The sequence below is a fragment of the Terriglobia bacterium genome (assembly GCA_035712365.1).
Lineage (GTDB): Bacteria > Acidobacteriota > Terriglobia > UBA7540 > UBA7540 > SCRD01.
Window position 1 is genome coordinate 1 of sequence record DASTAW010000061.1, and the last position, 18,284, is coordinate 18,284.

Genomic DNA, 18,284 nt, shown 5'->3' on the forward strand with positions numbered 1-18,284 from the left:
TGGGAGAAGAGGGCGGGGGGCCTATCTACCCAACAGGCTCGCGGCACATCGCCGGGCCTCAGCGCAGATCGGCCTTCCCGCCAGAACAAGCCCTTGGCCTCAGAGATTTTTACCAGCCCGGCATCAAGATACAAGCGCAGAGGCTGTGCTGTCGAGACTCTGCGGCTCTTGATTGGGTACCCAGCAAAAAGCCGCAAAATTTCAAACAGGCAATACTCTGCGCTACCGGTGGCGTGGAAATTGGGCGTCCGCATACGTTGCAAAAGCAGCGACGCATGCGCGACCCGTCAGTCCTGTGATCGCATAGATTCCAGACCGCGGAACGTATGCGCGACCCGTCTTGACCATTTATTTAGCCAAGCCGATTCTTGGACAGATTGACTATTACTGATTTCCTCGTCTTCCGGCTTTATCCGCGTCCTCTGCCAAGTCGGACAGAGTAGCGAAAAACTCCTGGGACTGGCCGCGGAAAAGCCCCATATCGGTCAAGAACCTCGCCACCCCCATCGCCACTCCTGCCGTCTCCGTGGGGCGAATGATCGAACAGACGGGAAGAGACCGGCTGATGAAGGGGCATGGCTCAGGCATGATGAGATTGGTTTGGAAATCTTCGCCGCCGAATGGCGGAGAATTCAGGTCTGGAAAGGTGACGGACACATGGGTCACTGGATCCACTGCCGTGACCTGAGGCGCATTGCCAGCTTTATCGTGCCAGGTCTGAAAATGCGCTGTTTCGGTGGGGCCGATGCTGAGCACAATCCGCAAAACCTCCGGGTCTGTTACACGCTGGGCCAGCGAAGGGTAGAGGCTGGTGCCGCCTTGTTCAATAGTCGGGAAGTGGAAGGCCGCGGTGTTGGCGATGGCCTGAAGGAAGTTGGCATCAGCCGTATCATCATCCGTCCTCGGAATGGCCGTATGCGTCCCCACCGCCAGGGTTGGAATCGCTTGCGGGAATGTGTCACCGAAATCGGGATTCTTGGTGCGGCTGCGGTACCGGGTCCACCAACTGGTGTCAACAGTGAGTTGAGTCAGGTTGGTTATGCGCAACGTTTTGCTGGATCCCGTCGCTAAGCTGCCCTGCAAAGTCTTGAAACGATCGAGATTCACGGGATCCGCACCCTTGGATACTAAGTAAGCGTTGAGGAAGTTTTGATGAGTGAACTCGTCTTCGGTGTTATCGTGAATGTATTGCGCCATGTCCGTGTCCAGCACGGTTAATGCAGAGGTATAGGCTTGGTTCCCGCTCCCCCCGGGGACCTCGTTGTCCTGGATGCCTCCGAGTTCGTTATATTGAACCCAAAAGTCTGTCTCGAGAATCTCGGCCGCAGCCAGGAATCTCAAGATTGAAGCATCTCCTGGAGTGAGTTGACCGCTTTTTTCTTCCGGGCCCCCTTGCGCGAACGATGAGCTTCGGGGCAGAAGGCTTGCTGTGGTTGCCATACCGGCGACCGCCAGTCCTTTCCTAAAGAACGAGCGCCGGCTTATTGATGTCCTTCTTGCATTCAGAGTGTTTCGCATAAAACCTCCTCCATAAGTCTTTCATCTTCGCAAGAAAAAAAATGTCATGGAGATGTGCACAGATTGTGAAATGTTTATGTCTTGGCGAGCGATGAACCGGGCTCCATACAAGGGGGCGGCAGGCGAACGTACTAGGGCTTTGTCCGAGGAAACGGTTTACCGCATCCAGCACCGTCACGAGTGCTCTGCTACATTGGGACCCCAACGAAAAATTTACTGGACTCTCGCAGCGTCTGTGGGCTTCAGATTCTGCGGCTCTTTGGCCGCGGGGCGGGTGGCGCAACGTTGACTTTTAATATCTGCCATCGGCGAAGCTGAGCCGGTTTCTTCTCTGTGGCCTCTGTGGTTAAACGCTCGAACCCAGAGCGCATGCAAGGAGAGCCTCGGTGTCATCTGTGTTGAAGCCCTTCACGGCGCAAAAGCACCGAGAAAGCCATGAGTTGAACGACAATGATCGGACCGGCATATCGCAAGAAACTCAGGTAGCGCGAGGTATGCAGCAGCGCTGCGCCAAAAAGAACACAGCAGATTATTCTCCACCTTGCGGGATCAGAATGATGCGCACGGCGCCATCCTCGTTGTCCGTCGCCGCTCGCCGTCGAGCGCTCGAGAACCCGGTAGCCCGGAGATTCCAGACGTCGAAATCGCCGGTGGGATTCAAAGCTCTTCGCGGCTCTTGATGGCCTCCTTTGATAGGCTATCAACCGACCGGAGTGGCCAAAATGGGACGCATGGGATTTTCCTTCCAGAAATTCTAAATTTTGTAACTTGTTGATAATAAATACATTGATTTCAGCGTTAAACCGCAAAAGCGAAGGTTTTAAAAATTGTGTGTACTTCTGGCACAGCGGGTAGAATTTGCAGGGTCACGATGATCCGCTGCATCGAGGCCGCGCAATCGAGGCCGGATTGCTACAGGAACGTTATGGGCCGCGGCACCTCTGGACACCGAAGGCTCCCATTTGCATTCGGGTAGCGGCTGGGTGTATGTTTGTCGGTCTTGCCGGAAAGAATTTTGGAAGCCGGGATAAATCCATCGGAGGGGACTACCTTGATCATCCGCCGCTTTATCGTCTTACTTGCGCTGTGCTTTGGCTGCTGGCCGCTTGTCGCGGCCGAACTGCCGCTTTCTCCTTACCCGCAGCAAGTCTCCGCGAATACCGGAGAATTTACTATCACGAATAGCGTGGTTATCGATGCCAGCAGCAACGATGCTGACGACCGCTTTGCCGCCACGCTGCTCGCGGACGATTTGAAGTCCATTGACGGTGTCGAAGCCACCGTCTCGGACCGCGCCTCGGGGTCGCCGCGCATCGTTCTGGCGCGCACCGAATCCCGCGAAGGGGCCCGCATCCTTGAACGCGCGGGAGTAAAGTTTCCTTCGCAGGCCGATGAGGAAGGCTACGTGATCTCGGTGACGGACCGCGAGGCCGACGTTGTGGCCAAGAGCGCAGCCGGCGTGTTTTACGGCGTCCAGACGTTGCGCCAGTTGTTCCATCCGGGTGAGGGCGCCGGCTCCGCGCAATGCCCCGCCATAACGATCAGCGACTGGCCTGCCATGCGCTGGCGGGGAGTGAGCATCGACATCAGCCGCGGTCCGTTCCCAACTCTCACTTCCATGAAACGTGAAATTGATCTTCTCGCTCAGTACAAGATCAACCTCTACTCGCCTTACCTGGAAAATATGTTTGACTACCCAAGTCTGCCGCTGGCCGGAGAACCGGGCGGGGCGCTCACGCCGCAGGAGGCAACCGAATTGGTCGCCTATGCAAAGCAACGCCACATGATCGTTCTGCCTGAACAGGAATCATTCGGGCATCTGCATCTGCTGCTGGAAAACGAAGAGTTCCAGAACATGGCCGAGCTTCCCTACGGCACGGTGTTGTCACCGATAGTCCCGGAGTCTTACCAGTTCATTGGCAAGATGTTTGCCGACCTCAACCAGTATTTCCCGGGGCCTTTTTTCCACATTGGAGCCGATGAGACTTACGAACTCGGCCAGGGGCGCACCAAGGACCTTGTGGACAAAGAAGGTTACTCGAAGGTGTACGTGGATTATCTGCGCAAGATTGATGACGTGCTCAAACCCTATCACCGCAAAGTTCTTTTCTGGGGCGATATGGGCGTCCGCCATCCGGAGGACTTGAAAGATCTGCCCAAAGACATGATCGCCGTGCCCTGGGATTATTCACCCCGCAAGTCCTATGCAAACCAGATCAAGCCCTTTCGCGATGTCGGCCTTGAAACATGGGTCGCGCCGGGCGTGAGCAACTGGAGCCGAATCTTCCCGGATTATGCCGAGGCTTTGCCCAACATCCGGCAATTTGTAACGGACGGAAAAAATCTGGGCGCCACAGGGGTCCTCAATACCACGTGGATGGATGACGGAGAGGGCATGGTGAACTTCACCTGGTATGGCCTTGCCTACGGCGCCGCTCAGAGCTGGCAGACCACCGTGGACGACCAGCAGTTCTCAAACGCCTGGGACTGGGCTTTCTATCGGGCCGACGGCCACGACTTTTCAAACGAAGTCAACACGCTGACGCAGATCCATGAGGCGCTGCAGAGCGCTATCCACCGGGATGGCAACGACAGCCTGACATGGATCGATGCGATGAGCCCGCAGGGCCAGAAATTCTATGCCGGGTGGCAACCGACTGCCCATCAGATCCGCATGCTGGCGGAAAACGTGATCTCGAGCGTCCGCGAGCATCGCGCGGAAGCGCGCCGCAATTCCGACCTGCTGAACTATGTGGAATTCTCCGCGCGGAGGTTCGATTTCCTGGGACAGAAGGCAATCTACTCAAAGGAAATCACCGACCGCTATGCAGAGGCCCAGGCGAATACTGGAGATCGAACCCAGGGGTTTCGCAGCTTACGCCAGATCAGCCAGCCCATGCAGGACATGATGCATCGGACGTCTCTGCTTCGCGCGGAGTATGAAAAGCTCTGGCAGGGGGAAAACCGGCCCTATTATCTGAATAACATCTTGAACCGGTACGACGCTGAATACGATCGCTGGCGGGACCTGGCGGACCGCATGCGCGAGATCGGAATGGCCTTCCGCACCACGCACAAGCTTCCGCCGCTGGTCCAGTCCGACAGTTCCTCAAATTAAGGCGCTTCTGGCTACTTAGTGGGTGAAGGTGCCAATTCCAGACCTCCGCAGTGGAAGTAAATCGCATTAATGAAGTTCTGTTTATTGCGGAATCCTCGCGCTGTGTATTTTACCCACTGGATTTTGGCGTTGATGGATTCGCTGGCAGCATTCGTGATCTGATGCCGCAAGTAGGTAATGATGTTCTCGAAGCGGCGCTTCAACATGGCGGCCACGTCCTTCATGGGCTGCAGTCGGCTACGCACCGCCCACTGATACCACCACTGAAAATGTTTGCGAGCCCGCTTCTCATACACGTAGTTGTACAGCGCCATGGCGGTTTCCTTCAGCGCCCAAGCCCGCGCCGTCTTCAAATCGCTTTGCTTCAACTTCGCAAATTCTCGCCGCTGCTCCTGATCCATCCTCGCAGGATCTCGCAGCCAGTCGTATTTGGTTCCCTTCAACCGCTCATCCCCCCTCCGCGTTTAGGTCCTTGTGTTTGCGGCGCCGCACTCGATCCACCGCTTCTCCCAGATGCTTGGCGATGTGAAATTTATCGAACACAATCTTCTTTTCGCCGTCTTCTACATGATCGAGCACGGAGCTGATATACGAGTCCCACATGTCCATGGCCACGGCTTGAATGCTGGCTCGCGGCTCAGCCGTAATCGTCGACCAAAATCCGTCCAAACTCTTCTGCTCTCGATCCTCGGCCACATACAGCACGCGATTGTGCTCCAGGTCATTGACCCGTGTCAGGTACTTGCGTCCTTTGCGGAAAGCCTTTTCATCCACTCCCAACTGCGGCATCTCTTCTGCCTGCCGCCGTGCTAAACCGCGCTTGACGGCCCGCTCCATAATGCCGTGAATCTCGTCCCAGGCCAGCCGCAATTGTTCCCCCACCGCCTTCCGGCTCGCGTGTTTCAGCCATGCAATCGCCAGTCCCTCAAACAGCGCGGTGAAATGGCTGCCCGCCTCCGCCCACGGCAGCTGCACCACCCGTATCCCATGCTCGGGACATTGGCTGCGCGGCGGCGCGGCATGCAGAATGGTCTGATACTGGCAGGTATCCAGATGGCGCCATTGCCGCTCTGCTTGATGATCATAGAGCGGGCTGGGTCTGCCGCATTCGGCACACGCCCACTCTAGATTTGCTTGATGGGTGAGATAAACGTGCACCTCTCCCTGTTTCAGTTGTAGTTCCACGCGCTCCACCTGCCAGGGAGCTTCAATGCCTAGGATGCGTCGGTACAGTTCGTGATCTTGCATACATACAGAGATGTTGCCACGGACCGGCGGGATCCACAGTCCATCTGCCCCAGCCAGGTGCGCTCGGAAGCCTGCGTCCATCCTGCTATACTGGGCCTTCCTCTTGGGGTCGTGCCCAGAGGAAGATCCAAGGCCGATACGCTGGCAATCTGGAGCAAGCGAGGATGATGGCGGAGTCGCAGCCGCAAATGGCGGGTGGCACGGTAGAGAGCCGTGACGAAAGGCACCCGTTTCCGATGCTGGGCGCGACCACGATTGTACTCCTGATTGCCGCATGCAAGCTGGTGGTGCATTTGTACTCGGGACACAGGTATGGGTACCTCGGTGACGAGTTGTACTACCTGGCCTGCAGCCGTCATCTCGCTTGGGGCTATGTCGATCAGCCGCCGCTGATCGCGATGATTGCCTGGGCGGTGCGGCATACGCTGGGTCAGTCGCTGCTCGCGATTCGATTTTTGCCGGCGCTCGCTGGGTCGGTGGAGGTTGTGCTAACCGCGCTGATTGCGCGCGAACTCGGTGGGGGGCGCTTCGCGCAGGTACTTGCGGCGATTACCACGCTCACTGCGCCCGGCATTCTCGGGTTGAACAGCATCTTCACGATGAATGCGTTCGAGCCACTGTTCTGGATGACCTGCGCGTATCTCGTGATTCGCATCATCAAAACGGGAAATGAGGGGCTGTGGATTTGGTTCGGCGTGGTCGCGGGCATCGGTCTCGAGAACAAGTACTCGATGATGATCTTCGGCGCTGGGATTGTCCTCGGACTACTGCTCACGAACCAACGGAAGCTGCTCGCGAATCGGTGGTTATGGATTGGTGGGGTGGTCGCGTTTGTGATTTTTGCGCCGAATCTCTGGTGGAATGTTCGGCACCACTTTCCATTTCTCGAATTGCAGGCCAACATTCGACGCAGCGGGCGGGACGTGCCGTTGGGCTTCTTCAGTTTCTTCGGCCAGGAAATTGGTGCGATGAACCCGTTGACCGCGCCCGTGTGGCTGGCAGGCCTGTGGTTTTTCTTGTTCGCGGAGCAAGGGAAGAGATTTCGCGCGCTGGGCTGGGCCTGGGTGTTTACGGCGGGCGTGATTGTTACGATGAGTCCGCGCGTGTATTACCTCTTTCCCGCCTTTCCGCTGGTGTTTGCCGCCGGCAGCGTCCTGTGGGAAATGTGGCTGGAGGCGCGGCCGCGAAGGTGGGTGCGAGTGGCCTACCCGGCACTGATGATCGCGGCGGGCGCGATTCTTGCGCCGCTTGCCACGCCGGTGCTGCCGGTCGAAACGTACATTCGCTACACGCGCGCGTTGCACCTCTCGTCGCCTGCAAGTGAGACGCACAAGCTGGGCCCCTTGCCGCAGCTTTATGCGAGCGAGTTTGGCTGGCCGGAAATGGTCGCGACGGTGGCGCGTGTTTACAACAGTTTGCCGCCGGATGTTCGAGCGAAGACGGCGATCTTTGCCCAGAACTATGGCCAAGCCGGCGCGATCGATCTCTTCGGGCCGAAATATGGATTGCCGTGGGCGATCAGCGGTCACCAAAGCTATTTCCTGTGGGGACCGCGCGATTACACGGGCGAAAGTATGATCGTCATGGATGATAGCCAAGAGCGCCTCGAGCAACTGTTTGCGAGCGTGCAGAAGGTCGCGAGCGTGTACCACCCATACTCGATGCCGTACGAGCATTCCGGCGTGTTCTATTGCCGAGGGCTCAAGCAGCCGTTGAAGGAATTGTGGCCGCAGCTGAAGCACTGGGACTGAAGAGCCCTCATCGGGAAGGCATCAAAGCGTTAAATCCTGGGAGTGCGGGGCAAAGCCCCAGTTCGCTTCCCACTAAAAAGCCGGAATTCCCCCAATTAATGAGGATTGCATAATAGAGTGACGGACTTCCCTAGGGCCGATCCCGCCAAGCGGGACCGGCCCTGAAAATTGCCGCCGGGACGGCGGCGCTACAAACGATCTTGTCACCATATTTTGTAATCCTCGGTAGGGACCGTTTGGGTAAAACCTCAACAGAAAATCGGTGACCCCGACTAAGCCAGCAGCTTGTTAACAACGTTGCCGGCCACATCCGTCAGGCGGAAGTCACGGCCCTGGAAGCGGTAGGTGAGTTTGGTGTGGTCGATGCCCATCAGGTGAAGAATCGTCGCGTGCAAGTCGTGGACATCGATAGGATCGGCGATGGGATTGTAACCCAGCTCATCGGTTTCGCCGAGGGTCGTGCCGCCTTTGAATCCGCCGCCCGCAACCCATATGGAAAAGGCGCGCGGATGGTGGTCGCGGCCCAGGAACTTGGAGTTGTTGCGGCCCTCATTCATCGGCGTGCGCCCAAATTCTCCGCCCCACACCACAACCGTGGAATCGAGCAATCCGCGCTGCTTCAGGTCTTTGATCAATGCCGTCGCGGCGCGGTCCGTCTCGCGGCAGAGCTGCGGCAGGCGGTTGATGATGTCATCGTGCGAAGAGGTCCCGTGGTTGTCCCAGCCGCGGTGATAGAGCTGGACAAACCGCACGCCGCGCTCGACGAGCCGCCGCGCCAGCAGGCAGTTGTTGGCGAATGACGCCTGCCCGGGTTTGGTGCCGTACATTTCCTGAATTTGCTGCGGCTCCTTGCTGATGTCCATCAGATCGGGGACACTCGATTGCATGCGATAGGCCATTTCGTAGGAGTGAATTCGCGTGACGATCTCCGGGTCGCCCATGCTTTTCAGGTGCAGTTCGTTCAGGTCCTTGATGGCGTCGAGCGACTGCCGCCGCACTTCAGGGCTGACGCCGTCGGGATTGGTCAGGAAAAGCACCGCGTCGCCCTGTGACCGGAACTGCACCCCCTGGTATACGGTGGGTAGAAAGCCGCTGCCCCAGCAGGCCTTGCCGCCGTCGGGCTCATTCTCGCCGGAGGTCAATACGACGAAGCCGGGAAGGTCTTGCGCTTCAGTGCCCAGGCCGTAGGTCATCCAGGCGCCCATGCTCGGCCGGCCGACTATCTGGAAACCGGTGTTCATAAAGATTTGCGCCGGGGCATGATTAAACTGTGTGGTATGGATTGATTTAACGATGGTGATGTCATCGGCGATCTCACCGAGGTAAGGAAAGAGCTCTGAGATTTCCTGTCCCGACTTTCCCCACTTCTTGAATTCGTAGGGCGAGCCCAGCAGCCGCGGTTTTCCCTTGATGAACGCGAACTTCTCACCCTGCATCAGCGAATCGGGAACATGCTCGCCATCGAGTTCCTGAAGTTTGGGCTTGTAGTCCAGCAGGTCAACCTGCGATGGAGCGCCGGCCATAAAGAGATAGATGATGCTTTTAGCCTTCGCCGGAAACATGGGCGGCCTCGGCGCCAGCGGGTCTGCCGCTTTTCCGGGAGAAAAATCCAGGCCGCCGGCCAGCAGGGAGGAATTGAGCAGTCCCGTCAACGCCGCCGCTCCGATGCCAAATCCTGCCTGCCGAAAGAAGTGCCGCCGCGTTACAGCGCGTATTGCGTCATCAAATGAGTTCAAATGATTTTCCTTCATAGCTGACCTGCCATTATCAAAATTCCCTGTCGTGGCTTCCGTGATTATTCCTTCGTAATAGTTTCGTCCAGGTTCAGGAGCACGTTGGCCACCATCGTCCATGCCGCCTGCTCAGCCGGGTCGAGCTTTGAATCACCATACCCCTTGATAACGTCCCCTGCCGCCTTCAGGTCTTTCTGGTAATGGCCGAGCTCGGCCTGGTAATAGGCCACGATGCGGTCCAGTTCCTGGCTGGCCGGCCTCCGTGTCACCGCCCGCCGAAAGCCATATGTAACGCGCGCCGCGGGGCCAGGGCCGGCGTCTTCCATCATCCGCCGCGCCAAAGCTTTGGCCGCCTCAAAGTAAACCGGATCATTGAGGGTGGTCAGCGCCTGGAGTGGCGTGTTGGTGCGGACCCTCCGCACGGTGCAGAATTCGCGGCTGGGCACATCGAAGGTTGTCAGGCTGGGGTAGGGCGCGGTACGCCGGATGAAAATATAGATACCGCGGCGGTACTGGTCTCCGTCTATGCTTTCAACCCATTTCGCATCGCTGTAAGGACGGTCCCAGATGCCGGGCGGCTGATAAGGCATTACACTCGGCCCGCCGACCCTGGGACTGAGCAGGCCGGCAGCAGAAAGCGCGATGTCGCGCACCATCTCAGCTTCCACGCGGAACCGCGGCCCGCGTTCCAGCAGCTTATCGTATGGGTCGTACTCGATCATCTGCGGAGTGGCGCGCGATGATTGCCGGTAAGTGGCCGAGGCGACGATCAGCCGGATGATGTGCTTCATGCTCCAGTTGTTCTGCATGAACTCGGTAGCCAGCCAGTCCAGCAATTCCGGATGAGTGGGCGGATCGCCCTGCGTGCCGAAATCTTCCGAGGTCTCAACGATGCCCTGGCCGAAGATTTCCTGCCAGTAGTGGTTCACCGTGACGCGCGCGGTAAGCGGATTGTCGTCGCTCACCAGCCATTCGGCCAGGCCCAACCGGTTTGGCATGGCGTCTGAAGGCAGCGGATTCAGGGCCGATGGCACTCCCGCGAACACTTTGTCACTCAGGCTGGAGAATGTCCCTCGAATGCGAACGTAGGTGCTGGGCCGCTCGAAGGAGCCCTGCTCGCCCATCACGAGCGCGGTCACAATACCCAGGTCCTCAACCGATTTCTCAAGCTTGGCCACCTGGTCGCGCGCCGGCTGAAGCGAGGGTGCGATCGATCGGAAGACTGCGGCAAGGTCACCCTTCTCCTTCTCGCTGCGCTCGGAGGACGGCTTATCGAGCACCGGGACCATCCTGGCCGGCACCTGAGTGATCGCGGCTGGGTTCTGGCTGGTTGTGACGGAAAGCCTGAACCGCCCGATGTTGCGGGTGGTGTGGCGCATACCGTGTGTCAAACGAATCGTCAACTTTGTCCCTGCAGGAAATCCGAAGGGTTTTTCCGGGACCAGGACGGCCTCGCGGACAATCGGGACAGGTGAAGGCGTCGAGTCAATCGACCATCCCTTCAAATCCTTATCTTTCTTAACCAGGTTTCGGGCGCTGTAGCCGGACTCCGATTCGTTATCAACGGCTTGCTTGAAAACGATCTTCTGGGCAGGGCCAGATTTGTCGGCCGGCGATGCTTCCACCTCGAATCCGCTCAAAAAAAAGTTGCCGTCCAGGTCGCGGCCGGGTCCTCCTTTCGGAAGGCTTGGATCTGCAAGGACCTCGATGCGTATCCCCGTGATTGCCTGGGATTTGGTTTCTGCTTCGATATCGTAAGTGTCCGCGAAAGGATTTTTGCCGCCGGCCAAAATCGACCCATCGTCCAGCAGCTTGAGCTCGGCCCCTTCCTCGGATACATAATGGCTGGGTTTGAGCGGCGTCCATTCCTTCACGGCGCGCTTCATTTCGGCTTCCCACTTTTCCTGTTCGGATTCGCGCGCAGGAGTTTCGGTGGCGAGCGTTTGCTTCAGCCCGGCGATGTCCGTCCGAAGCTGCTTTGCTTTGACCGCCTGCTCCGGCGTGGGCAGCTCAAGATCAGGCTCCCAGACATAACCTTCTCCCTGCCCCAAATCCAGAATCTTGTAATTCGCGTTGCTGTCGAAGAACGCCATCATGCGGTAATAGTCTTTTTGAGGGAAAGGATCGAACTTGTGGTTGTGGCATTCGGCGCATCCGAGCGTGGTGCCGAGCCATACCTCCGCCGTGGTGTTGACCCGGTCCACCAGCGTATAGAATCGCTGCTCAAGTTTGTCCACGCCGCCTTCCTGGTTCAACAAGGTGTTTCGGTTGAAGCCGGTGGCAATCAATTGGTCATTCGTTGGGTTGGGCAGCATGTCGCCCGCGATCTGCTCAATGGTAAATTCCTTGAACGACATGTCGTCATTGAGCGCTTTGATGAGCCAGTCGCGGTATTCCCACGCCACGCGCGGGTTGTCTTTTTCGTAGCCGTTTGAGTCCGCATAGCGGGAGAGGTCAAGCCAGGGCCGGGCCCAGCGCTCACCGTAATGCGGCGAGGCAAGAAGCTTATCCACAAGCTTCTCGTAGGCGCTGGGACTCTGATCCGCCATGAATTCGTCCGTTTCTTTAATGGTGGGCGGCAGTCCGATCAGATCAAGGTAAACGCGCCGAAGCAGAGTGGCTTTGTCCGCTTCGGGCGAAGGGTGGGCGCCATCCTTTTCGAGACGGGCCAGAACAAAGTAGTCAATGGGATTGCGGCACCAGGCAGAGTTTTTCACTTTTGGCAAGTCGGGCCGCACCGGCTTGATGTACGCCCAATGCTTGAGCGGCTGCGTGGCTTGCGCAATGGCAGTCGTCGAATCCGGACCCGGCGCACCCATATCGATCCATTGGCGGACCATTTTGATCTGCGCGTCGGTGAGCGGCGGGCCGCCGTACGGCATTTGGGGGCGTTCAAGCCCAGCCAATCGCCGAATAATGCGGCTGTCGCCACTGTTGCCTGGGACGACAACCTTGCCGTTCTCGCTGCCCTTCAGAATCGCGGCAAGCGAATCCAGGCGTAATCCGTTTTGATGAATTTCCGGGCCGTGGCACTGGTAGCAGCGCGCGGCAAGAACGGGACGAATCTTCGCAGCGAATAACGGCGACGCAGCCGTGGATTGCTGATGCGAAGACTTCGGCGCAGGAGCTGCCGACTGAGCTCCCAACTCGATTCCTTTGAAGGACGCGTAATCGATCCAGGCCCGAATCAGATTGATATTACGGGGCTCGAGCGGACTCGCTGCCATCGGCATACGCGGTCCGTCTCCCAGCCCGAGCAACCGCCTGACAAGAAGGCTGTCCTGGCTGTGACCGGGAACAATTGCAGCGCCGGAGACACCGCCCTTTAGGATGGCCGCGACCGAATCCAGCCGCAGATGACCCTGTGCCTGGTTGCCCGCGTGGCAGTTGCCGCAGGAGGCCAGAAAGACGGGTTCAATGTCACGGCCGAAGTTGGGAGCGGCAGAGGAACTCGCTTTGGTCGATCGAGGAGCGGTCTTTGCACTGGCCTGGGGAGGACCAGCAGATCCATTATCGCTGGTCGTCAGCTTCTGCGCCTTCACCAAGCCGGCGAGAAATATCAGAAGCAATAGGAAGAGGCCGCATTTGACAGTTACAACAGTCTGGCCCGACCGCAATCCCTTGTGCCCGGATCCCATGCAGCCCTGCCCCTTGGAAAAGGTAAATTCGGTTACCTGCCCCTTCGTCAAACTTGAGAAGAAACTTGACGCCCTACTCTTGATCGATTTATACGCCAACTTCGCGCGGGTTACAATGGAAATATTTGAAACTGAATAGCCCTGCTCGTTGACTGCCGGCCGTAATAATCGCCGATGCCACTTCGAGCTGGAGGGTGGATCGATCAACGCCGGAACAAGGACGGATCTTCAAGTGAGCGGATTCGGGCAGACAACCAAACATCAAAGCACCCCGCTGAGCCGTTTCTTGCGGCATGTGAGGCACGTCCTGGTCGGTGCGGCAGCCTTGGTGGCAGTTGTATATGCAGGAGACTATTCGGTCGCTCGGGTCCGCGTTGCAAAGAAGCTTGATCCTTACGGAGTTGTGCAGGTGCGGCGGTCCTACGCGGTCACGATGAAAAATGGCAAGCCGGAATATTTTTTCGAGCCTCCGGCCGACCAGACTTGTCTCCGTTCATTATTTCCCCACTTCGGCTACCCACCGTGCTGGTATCTGCGCCGGAACGCAGTGCAACAGGTGAAGATGTAACACATGACTCGATCAGGCCGCCCGTCCTGAACCTGGGCCGCTCCATGTTTTATCTCTTACGCGTCAGTTGTTGGATCGTCGGCAGGGATGATGCGTTCCAGCCGCCTCCCAGAGCTTCGATGAGAAGAACGCTGGCAGCCATGCGGCGGGTGTGAACATTCACAGAGGTAAGTTTATTCTGGAGGACAAAGGTCTGGGCCGTAATCACCTGCAGGTAGCTGGTTGTGCCGGCCTTGTACTGGTAGGTTGCAACATCGAGCGATTCCTGGGCCGCTTTGATGGCATCATCTTCGGCGCGGGTTTCATCAGCGAGAATCCGCAGCGCCGCCAGGTTGTCTTCCACCTGTTGGAAGGCTGTCAAGACGGTCTGACGGTAGTTGGCCACAGAGACATCGAAATCGGAACGCGCGAGATCTGACTGCGCGCGGCGGCGGCCTGCATCAAAGATGGTTTCAGCCACCTGCGGGCCGACGGACCAGATGTGACTGGGCCAGGTGAACCAATCGGCAATGCTGCCACTTTCCAAGCCGACGGACCCCGTCAGCAGCAGGGAGGGGAAAAATGCGGCTTTGGCGATCCCGATCTGCTCGTTAACGGCGGCCATCTGTCGCTCCGCAGCAGCGATATCCGGACGCCGCTGCAGAAGATCAGAAGGAATTCCAGCAGGAATTTCGGGTGGCTGGGCTGTGATCGGCTGGGCGGCGACTGTCACCTCGGCTGGCGGCTTTCCCGTCAGGATGGCGATGGCGTGTTCAAACTGCGCGCGCGCTACACCCAAATCGATCAGTTGTGCCTGCGCGGTCTTCAGTTGTGTTTCAGCCTGGGCGACATCGCCGCCCGATGCGACTCCGCTTGCCTGCCGGTCTTTGGTCAATTGAAGGTACTGTTGATACGAATTGACCGTCTGTTCAAGCAGCGCTCGCTCGCCGTCCACACCGTGCAGCTCAAAGAAGTCCTGGGCCAGAGCTGCCTGGAAGACGAGGCGGACATTCTCCAGTTGCGCCGCCGTCGCCTGGGCGGACTCCGCGCTGCCTCGCACGCTGCGCCGGATGCTGCCCCACAAATCCGCCTGATATGAAATATCCACGGGCAGATTGTAAATGGTCCGTTGTCCGGAGGTCAGGTTGCCGGCCGTGACGTTGAACAAAGTCGAGGATGACCGTGAATTCGTATAAATCACGTTCGCGGTTGCTGTCGGGAACAGGCCCGAACGGGCGATGCGCACGGCATCCCCGGCGGCACGGAACTGCGCTTCCGCCGCAAGAATGTTCTGGTTGGAAATATTGACCTGTGCTTCCAGCGCGTTCAACTGCGAATCATTGAAAATCTCCCACCAATTTCCCCTTGCGGCGCCATCGTTCGGTTGCGCAGGGTTCCAATTCAAGGCCTGCGGCGCGGAGGGCGGCGGTTGTTCTTTGTATGCGCTGGGAACGGGGGCCGTTGGTCGCTGATATTTCGGGCCGACCATGCAAGCGGTCGAAAGGAGTACCGGCCCGGTGAGAACGAGCAGCAGGCGCAGTCTGGAACGGCGAAATTGCAGCACACTCCGGCCCTTCCAATTCGAAGAGGTGCCACGCATCAATTCACGCCCTCCTTCATAGCCATTTCAAACTCCCGAAGGCACGGGTTCAGGCCCGGCGGCCTCTCGCCCACGGACGCGGTTCCACCAGTGCTGCAAGCGATCAAAGTAGAGGTACACAACCGGGGTTGTATAAAGGGTCAGAAGCTGGCTGAGGATAAGACCGCCGATGATTGCAATCCCCAACGGGCGGCGAAATTCCGACCCGGTCCCTGTGCCGAAAGCGAGAGGTGTAGCGCCGAAAATCGCCGCCATGGTGGTCATCATGATGGGACGAAAGCGCAGCAGGCACGCCTCGTAGATGGAGTCACGCGAATTCTTGCCTTCCGTGCGCTCCGCAGCCAGAGCGAAGTCGATCATCAGGATGGCGTTCTTTTTGACGATCCCGATCAGCAAAATGATCCCGATAATGGCGATGACGGTCAGATCGGTCCGCGTCAGCATCAGGGCCAGCAGCGCCCCCACGCCAGCGGATGGAAGCGTGGAGAGAATGGTAACAGGGTGGATATAGCTCTCGTACAGAATGCCCAGAACAAGATACACCGCCATGAGCGCCGCAGCAATCAGCAGGGGTTCACTGCCCAGTGATTGCTGGTAGGCCTGGGCTGTGCCCGCAAAACCGGTATGGATGGTTTCAGGAAGGCCAATCTTGAATGCTGCAGCGTTGATGGCGTTCACGGCATCGCCCAAAGCGACTCCCGGACGAAGGTTGAAGGAGATGGTAACGGCCGGAAAGAGCCCCTGGTGGGCGACTGCCAGCGGCGCCGTCTGCGAAGCAAAATGGGCGAAGGCGCTCAGAGGGACCTGATTGCCGCTGGGCGAACGGACGTAAATCTGCTTCAGGATTTCGGGGTCCTGCCAATACTCAGGCGCCGCTTCCATCACAACATGGTACTGGTTGAGCCCCGTATACATGGTTGAGACCTGACGCTGGCCGAAGGCGTCGTAAAGCGTGTTGTCTATCAATTGGGGTGAAATACCGAATCGCGCGGCAGTGGTGCGGTCGTACTGGACCATCGCCTGCAGCCCGCGGTCCTGCTGGTCGCTGTTGACGTCTGTGATGATCGGGATCTTACGCAACTGCGCGAGCATGAGAGGTGAAAAGGCTGTAAGGTCCTGAACGTTGTCTCCCCTCATGGTGAACTGATACTGGGCGTTACCCATACGTCCGCCCACCCGGACGTCCTGCGACGCCTGCATGAAGAGTGTGGCGCCAGGCACCCGGGCCAGCTTGGGGCGGAGACGCGCGATCACCTGGTCAGCCGTGATTTTACGCTCTTCCATGGGCTTCAACTCTATGAACATCCGGGCGGTGTTGGCCCCGGCAAAACCGCCCGTAAAGCCCACGACGGATTCCACTGCGGGATCGGCATTGACAATCTTGATCATCTTCAGCAAGACGTCGTTCATGGATTGAAAAGAGGAATCCTGATCGGCCTGTATGGCGCCCCCCATCCTGCCGTTATCCTGCTGGGGGAAAAATCCCTTCGACACATGAACGTAAAGGTAGACGTTCAGGCCAATCGTCGCCAGCAGGACGGCCAGCGTCGCGGCCGAGTGGCGAAGCACCACGGTGAGCGTTTTTCCATAGAGGGCCACGATCCAGTTGAACGCCTGCTCACCCTTTTGGTAGAGCCACCCATGGGACTTGTGCACTCTTAAAAGGTGCGCGCACATGCAGGGAGTCGTGGTGAGCGATATCAGCATGGAGACGGCGATGGCGATCGAGAGGCAGACTGCAAATTCCCGAAAGAGACGGCCTACGATGCCTCCCATCAGCAGGAGCGGTATGAAAACAGCCACCAGCGAAGTGCTCATGGCGATGACGGTGAAGCCAACCTCGCGGGCCCCCTTCAACGCGGCCTGGAAAGGCGGGACGCCCTGTTCCAGATATCGAGTGATGTTCTCCATCACGACGATCGCATCGTCCACCACGAAACCAGTCGAAATAGTCAGGGCCATCAGCGAGAGATTATCGAGGCTGTAACCCAGCAGGTACATCATCCCGAAGGTCCCTAGCAGTGACACCGGCACGGCGACGCTGGGGATCAGAGTTGAACGCGGTTCGCGGAGGAAGATAAATACCACCAGAATCACCAGGACCACGGCAATCATCAGCGTCCTTTCGACGTCGTGCACGGAGGCGCGGATGGTGATGGTCTGGTCCATCACAACCTGAAGATGGATGGATTGTGGAATTTCCGCCTGGAGTTGAGGAAGCTCTGCCCTGATACTGTCTACGGTGTTGATGATATTCGCCGCGGGCTGACGAAAGATGATGAGAAGAATCGAGGGATGGCCGTTCGCGTATCCCGCGCCACGGAGGTCTTCCACAGATTCCTGCACTCTGGCTATATCTGATAGACGCACCGCGGACCCATTGTGATAGGCAACGATCAGGGGCTCGTAATCAACGGGCTCGAAAATCTGGTCGTTTGCGCCGATCTCCCAGGTCCGTTGCGCGCCTGAAAAGTTTCCCTTGGGGATGTGTGCATTGGCCGCAGCCAACACGCCTCGGACCTGTTCAAATCCGATGCCATACTTGTTCAGCGTGGGCACATCCAACTCGACCCGTACGGCAGGAAGCGAACTGCCTCCCACGACCACCTGGCCCACGCCGTCCAACTGCGAGAGCTTCTGTGCCATGATCGTAGACGCCGCATCGTACATCTGACCTTTGGTCAGCACCGTCGAGGTCATGGCGATGATCATGATGGGAGCATCGGCTGGATTCACCTTTCGATACGAGGGATTGCTGGGCAGATTGGCCGGCAAATAACCGCGGGCGGCGTTGATGGCGGCCTGCACGTCGCGCGCCGCTGCGTCAATGTTGCGGTTCAGATCAAACTGCAGCGTGACGCCGGTCCTTCCGAGAGTGCTTGAAGACGTCATCTCCGTGACTCCGGCGATGCGTCCGAACTGCCGCTCGAGAGGCGTGGCGACCGAAGAAGCCATCGTCTCCGGACTGGCCCCCGGCAGCGCTGCTCCCACAGAAATGGTGGGGAAATCGACCTGGGGCAGCGGCGAAACCGGCAGCAGGCGAAACGCCACCACGCCAGCCAAAGCAATGGCCGCCGTCAAAAGCGTGGTTGCGATGGGCCTGCGAATAAAGATTTCCGAAATATTCATGG

The 18,284-nt window shown here is 58.2% G+C and carries 10 protein-coding genes; 3 read left to right on the top strand and 7 right to left on the bottom strand.

The annotated features are described in order from the left end of the window. Positions 1-384 precede the first annotated feature (384 nt). Positions 385-1,518, bottom strand: a complete 1,134-nt coding sequence (locus VFQ24_18115) for a ferritin-like domain-containing protein (GenBank protein HET9180275.1) — start codon at positions 1,516-1,518, stop codon at positions 385-387. A gap of 1,051 nt (positions 1,519-2,569) precedes the next feature. Here VFQ24_18115 and VFQ24_18120 point away from each other — a divergent pair. After that, complete coding sequence (locus VFQ24_18120) at positions 2,570-4,636, top strand: beta-N-acetylhexosaminidase (GenBank protein ID HET9180276.1); 2,067 nt, start codon at positions 2,570-2,572, stop codon at positions 4,634-4,636. Between the two features lie 11 nt (positions 4,637-4,647). On the opposite strand, the gene VFQ24_18125 is transcribed toward VFQ24_18120, so the two are convergent. Both VFQ24_18125 and VFQ24_18130 read right to left on the bottom strand, forming a co-directional pair. After that, positions 4,648-5,079: a transposase gene (locus tag VFQ24_18125; protein ID HET9180277.1), complete on the bottom strand. Its 432-nt coding sequence runs from the start codon at positions 5,077-5,079 to the stop codon at positions 4,648-4,650. 4 nt (positions 5,080-5,083) lie between these two features. After that, entirely contained in the window at positions 5,084-5,821 is a 738-nt protein-coding gene (locus VFQ24_18130) for an ISL3 family transposase (GenBank protein ID HET9180278.1), read from the bottom strand. Positions 5,822-6,048: 227 nt separating this feature from the next. Between VFQ24_18130 and VFQ24_18135 the strand changes: the two genes are divergently transcribed. Then, on the top strand, positions 6,049-7,635 hold the full coding sequence (locus VFQ24_18135) for a glycosyltransferase family 39 protein (GenBank protein ID HET9180279.1): 1,587 nt from the start codon (positions 6,049-6,051) through the stop codon (positions 7,633-7,635). Between the two features lie 272 nt (positions 7,636-7,907). Here the strand turns inward: VFQ24_18135 and VFQ24_18140 are convergent, their stop codons facing one another. Both VFQ24_18140 and VFQ24_18145 read right to left on the bottom strand, forming a co-directional pair. After that, positions 7,908-9,386, bottom strand: coding sequence for a DUF1501 domain-containing protein (locus VFQ24_18140; protein ID HET9180280.1), 1,479 nt, complete (start codon positions 9,384-9,386; stop codon positions 7,908-7,910). A gap of 44 nt (positions 9,387-9,430) precedes the next feature. Then, entirely contained in the window at positions 9,431-13,006 is a 3,576-nt protein-coding gene (locus VFQ24_18145; GenBank protein ID HET9180281.1) for a PSD1 and planctomycete cytochrome C domain-containing protein, read from the bottom strand. A gap of 325 nt (positions 13,007-13,331) precedes the next feature. On the opposite strand from VFQ24_18145, the gene VFQ24_18150 reads away from it, so the two are divergent. After that, positions 13,332-13,574, top strand: a complete 243-nt coding sequence (locus tag VFQ24_18150; protein ID HET9180282.1) for a hypothetical protein — start codon at positions 13,332-13,334, stop codon at positions 13,572-13,574. Between the two features lie 49 nt (positions 13,575-13,623). On the opposite strand, the gene VFQ24_18155 is transcribed toward VFQ24_18150, so the two are convergent. Together VFQ24_18155 and VFQ24_18160 are read right to left on the bottom strand one after the other, a co-directional pair. After that, complete coding sequence (locus VFQ24_18155; protein ID HET9180283.1) at positions 13,624-15,153, bottom strand: efflux transporter outer membrane subunit; 1,530 nt, start codon at positions 15,151-15,153, stop codon at positions 13,624-13,626. Positions 15,154-15,180: 27 nt separating this feature from the next. Further along, a complete protein-coding gene (locus VFQ24_18160) occupies positions 15,181-18,282 on the bottom strand; it encodes a multidrug efflux RND transporter permease subunit (GenBank protein HET9180284.1) in 3,102 nt (1,033 codons plus the stop codon). Positions 18,283-18,284 lie beyond the last annotated feature (2 nt).

Excerpts from the sequence above, each read along its gene's own strand:
- VFQ24_18115 (HET9180275.1), bottom strand. The coding sequence starts at position 1,518 with ATGCGAAACACTCTGAATGCAAGAAGGACATCAATAAGCCGGCGCTCG.
- VFQ24_18135 (HET9180279.1), top strand. The coding sequence starts at position 6,049 with ATGATGGCGGAGTCGCAGCCGCAAATGGCGGGTGGCACGGTAGAGAGC.
- VFQ24_18140 (HET9180280.1), bottom strand. The coding sequence starts at position 9,386 with ATGAAGGAAAATCATTTGAACTCATTTGATGACGCAATACGCGCTGTA.
- VFQ24_18145 (HET9180281.1), bottom strand. The coding sequence starts at position 13,006 with ATGGGATCCGGGCACAAGGGATTGCGGTCGGGCCAGACTGTTGTAACT.
- VFQ24_18155 (HET9180283.1), bottom strand. The coding sequence starts at position 15,153 with ATGCGTGGCACCTCTTCGAATTGGAAGGGCCGGAGTGTGCTGCAATTT.
- VFQ24_18160 (HET9180284.1), bottom strand. The coding sequence starts at position 18,282 with ATGAATATTTCGGAAATCTTTATTCGCAGGCCCATCGCAACCACGCTT.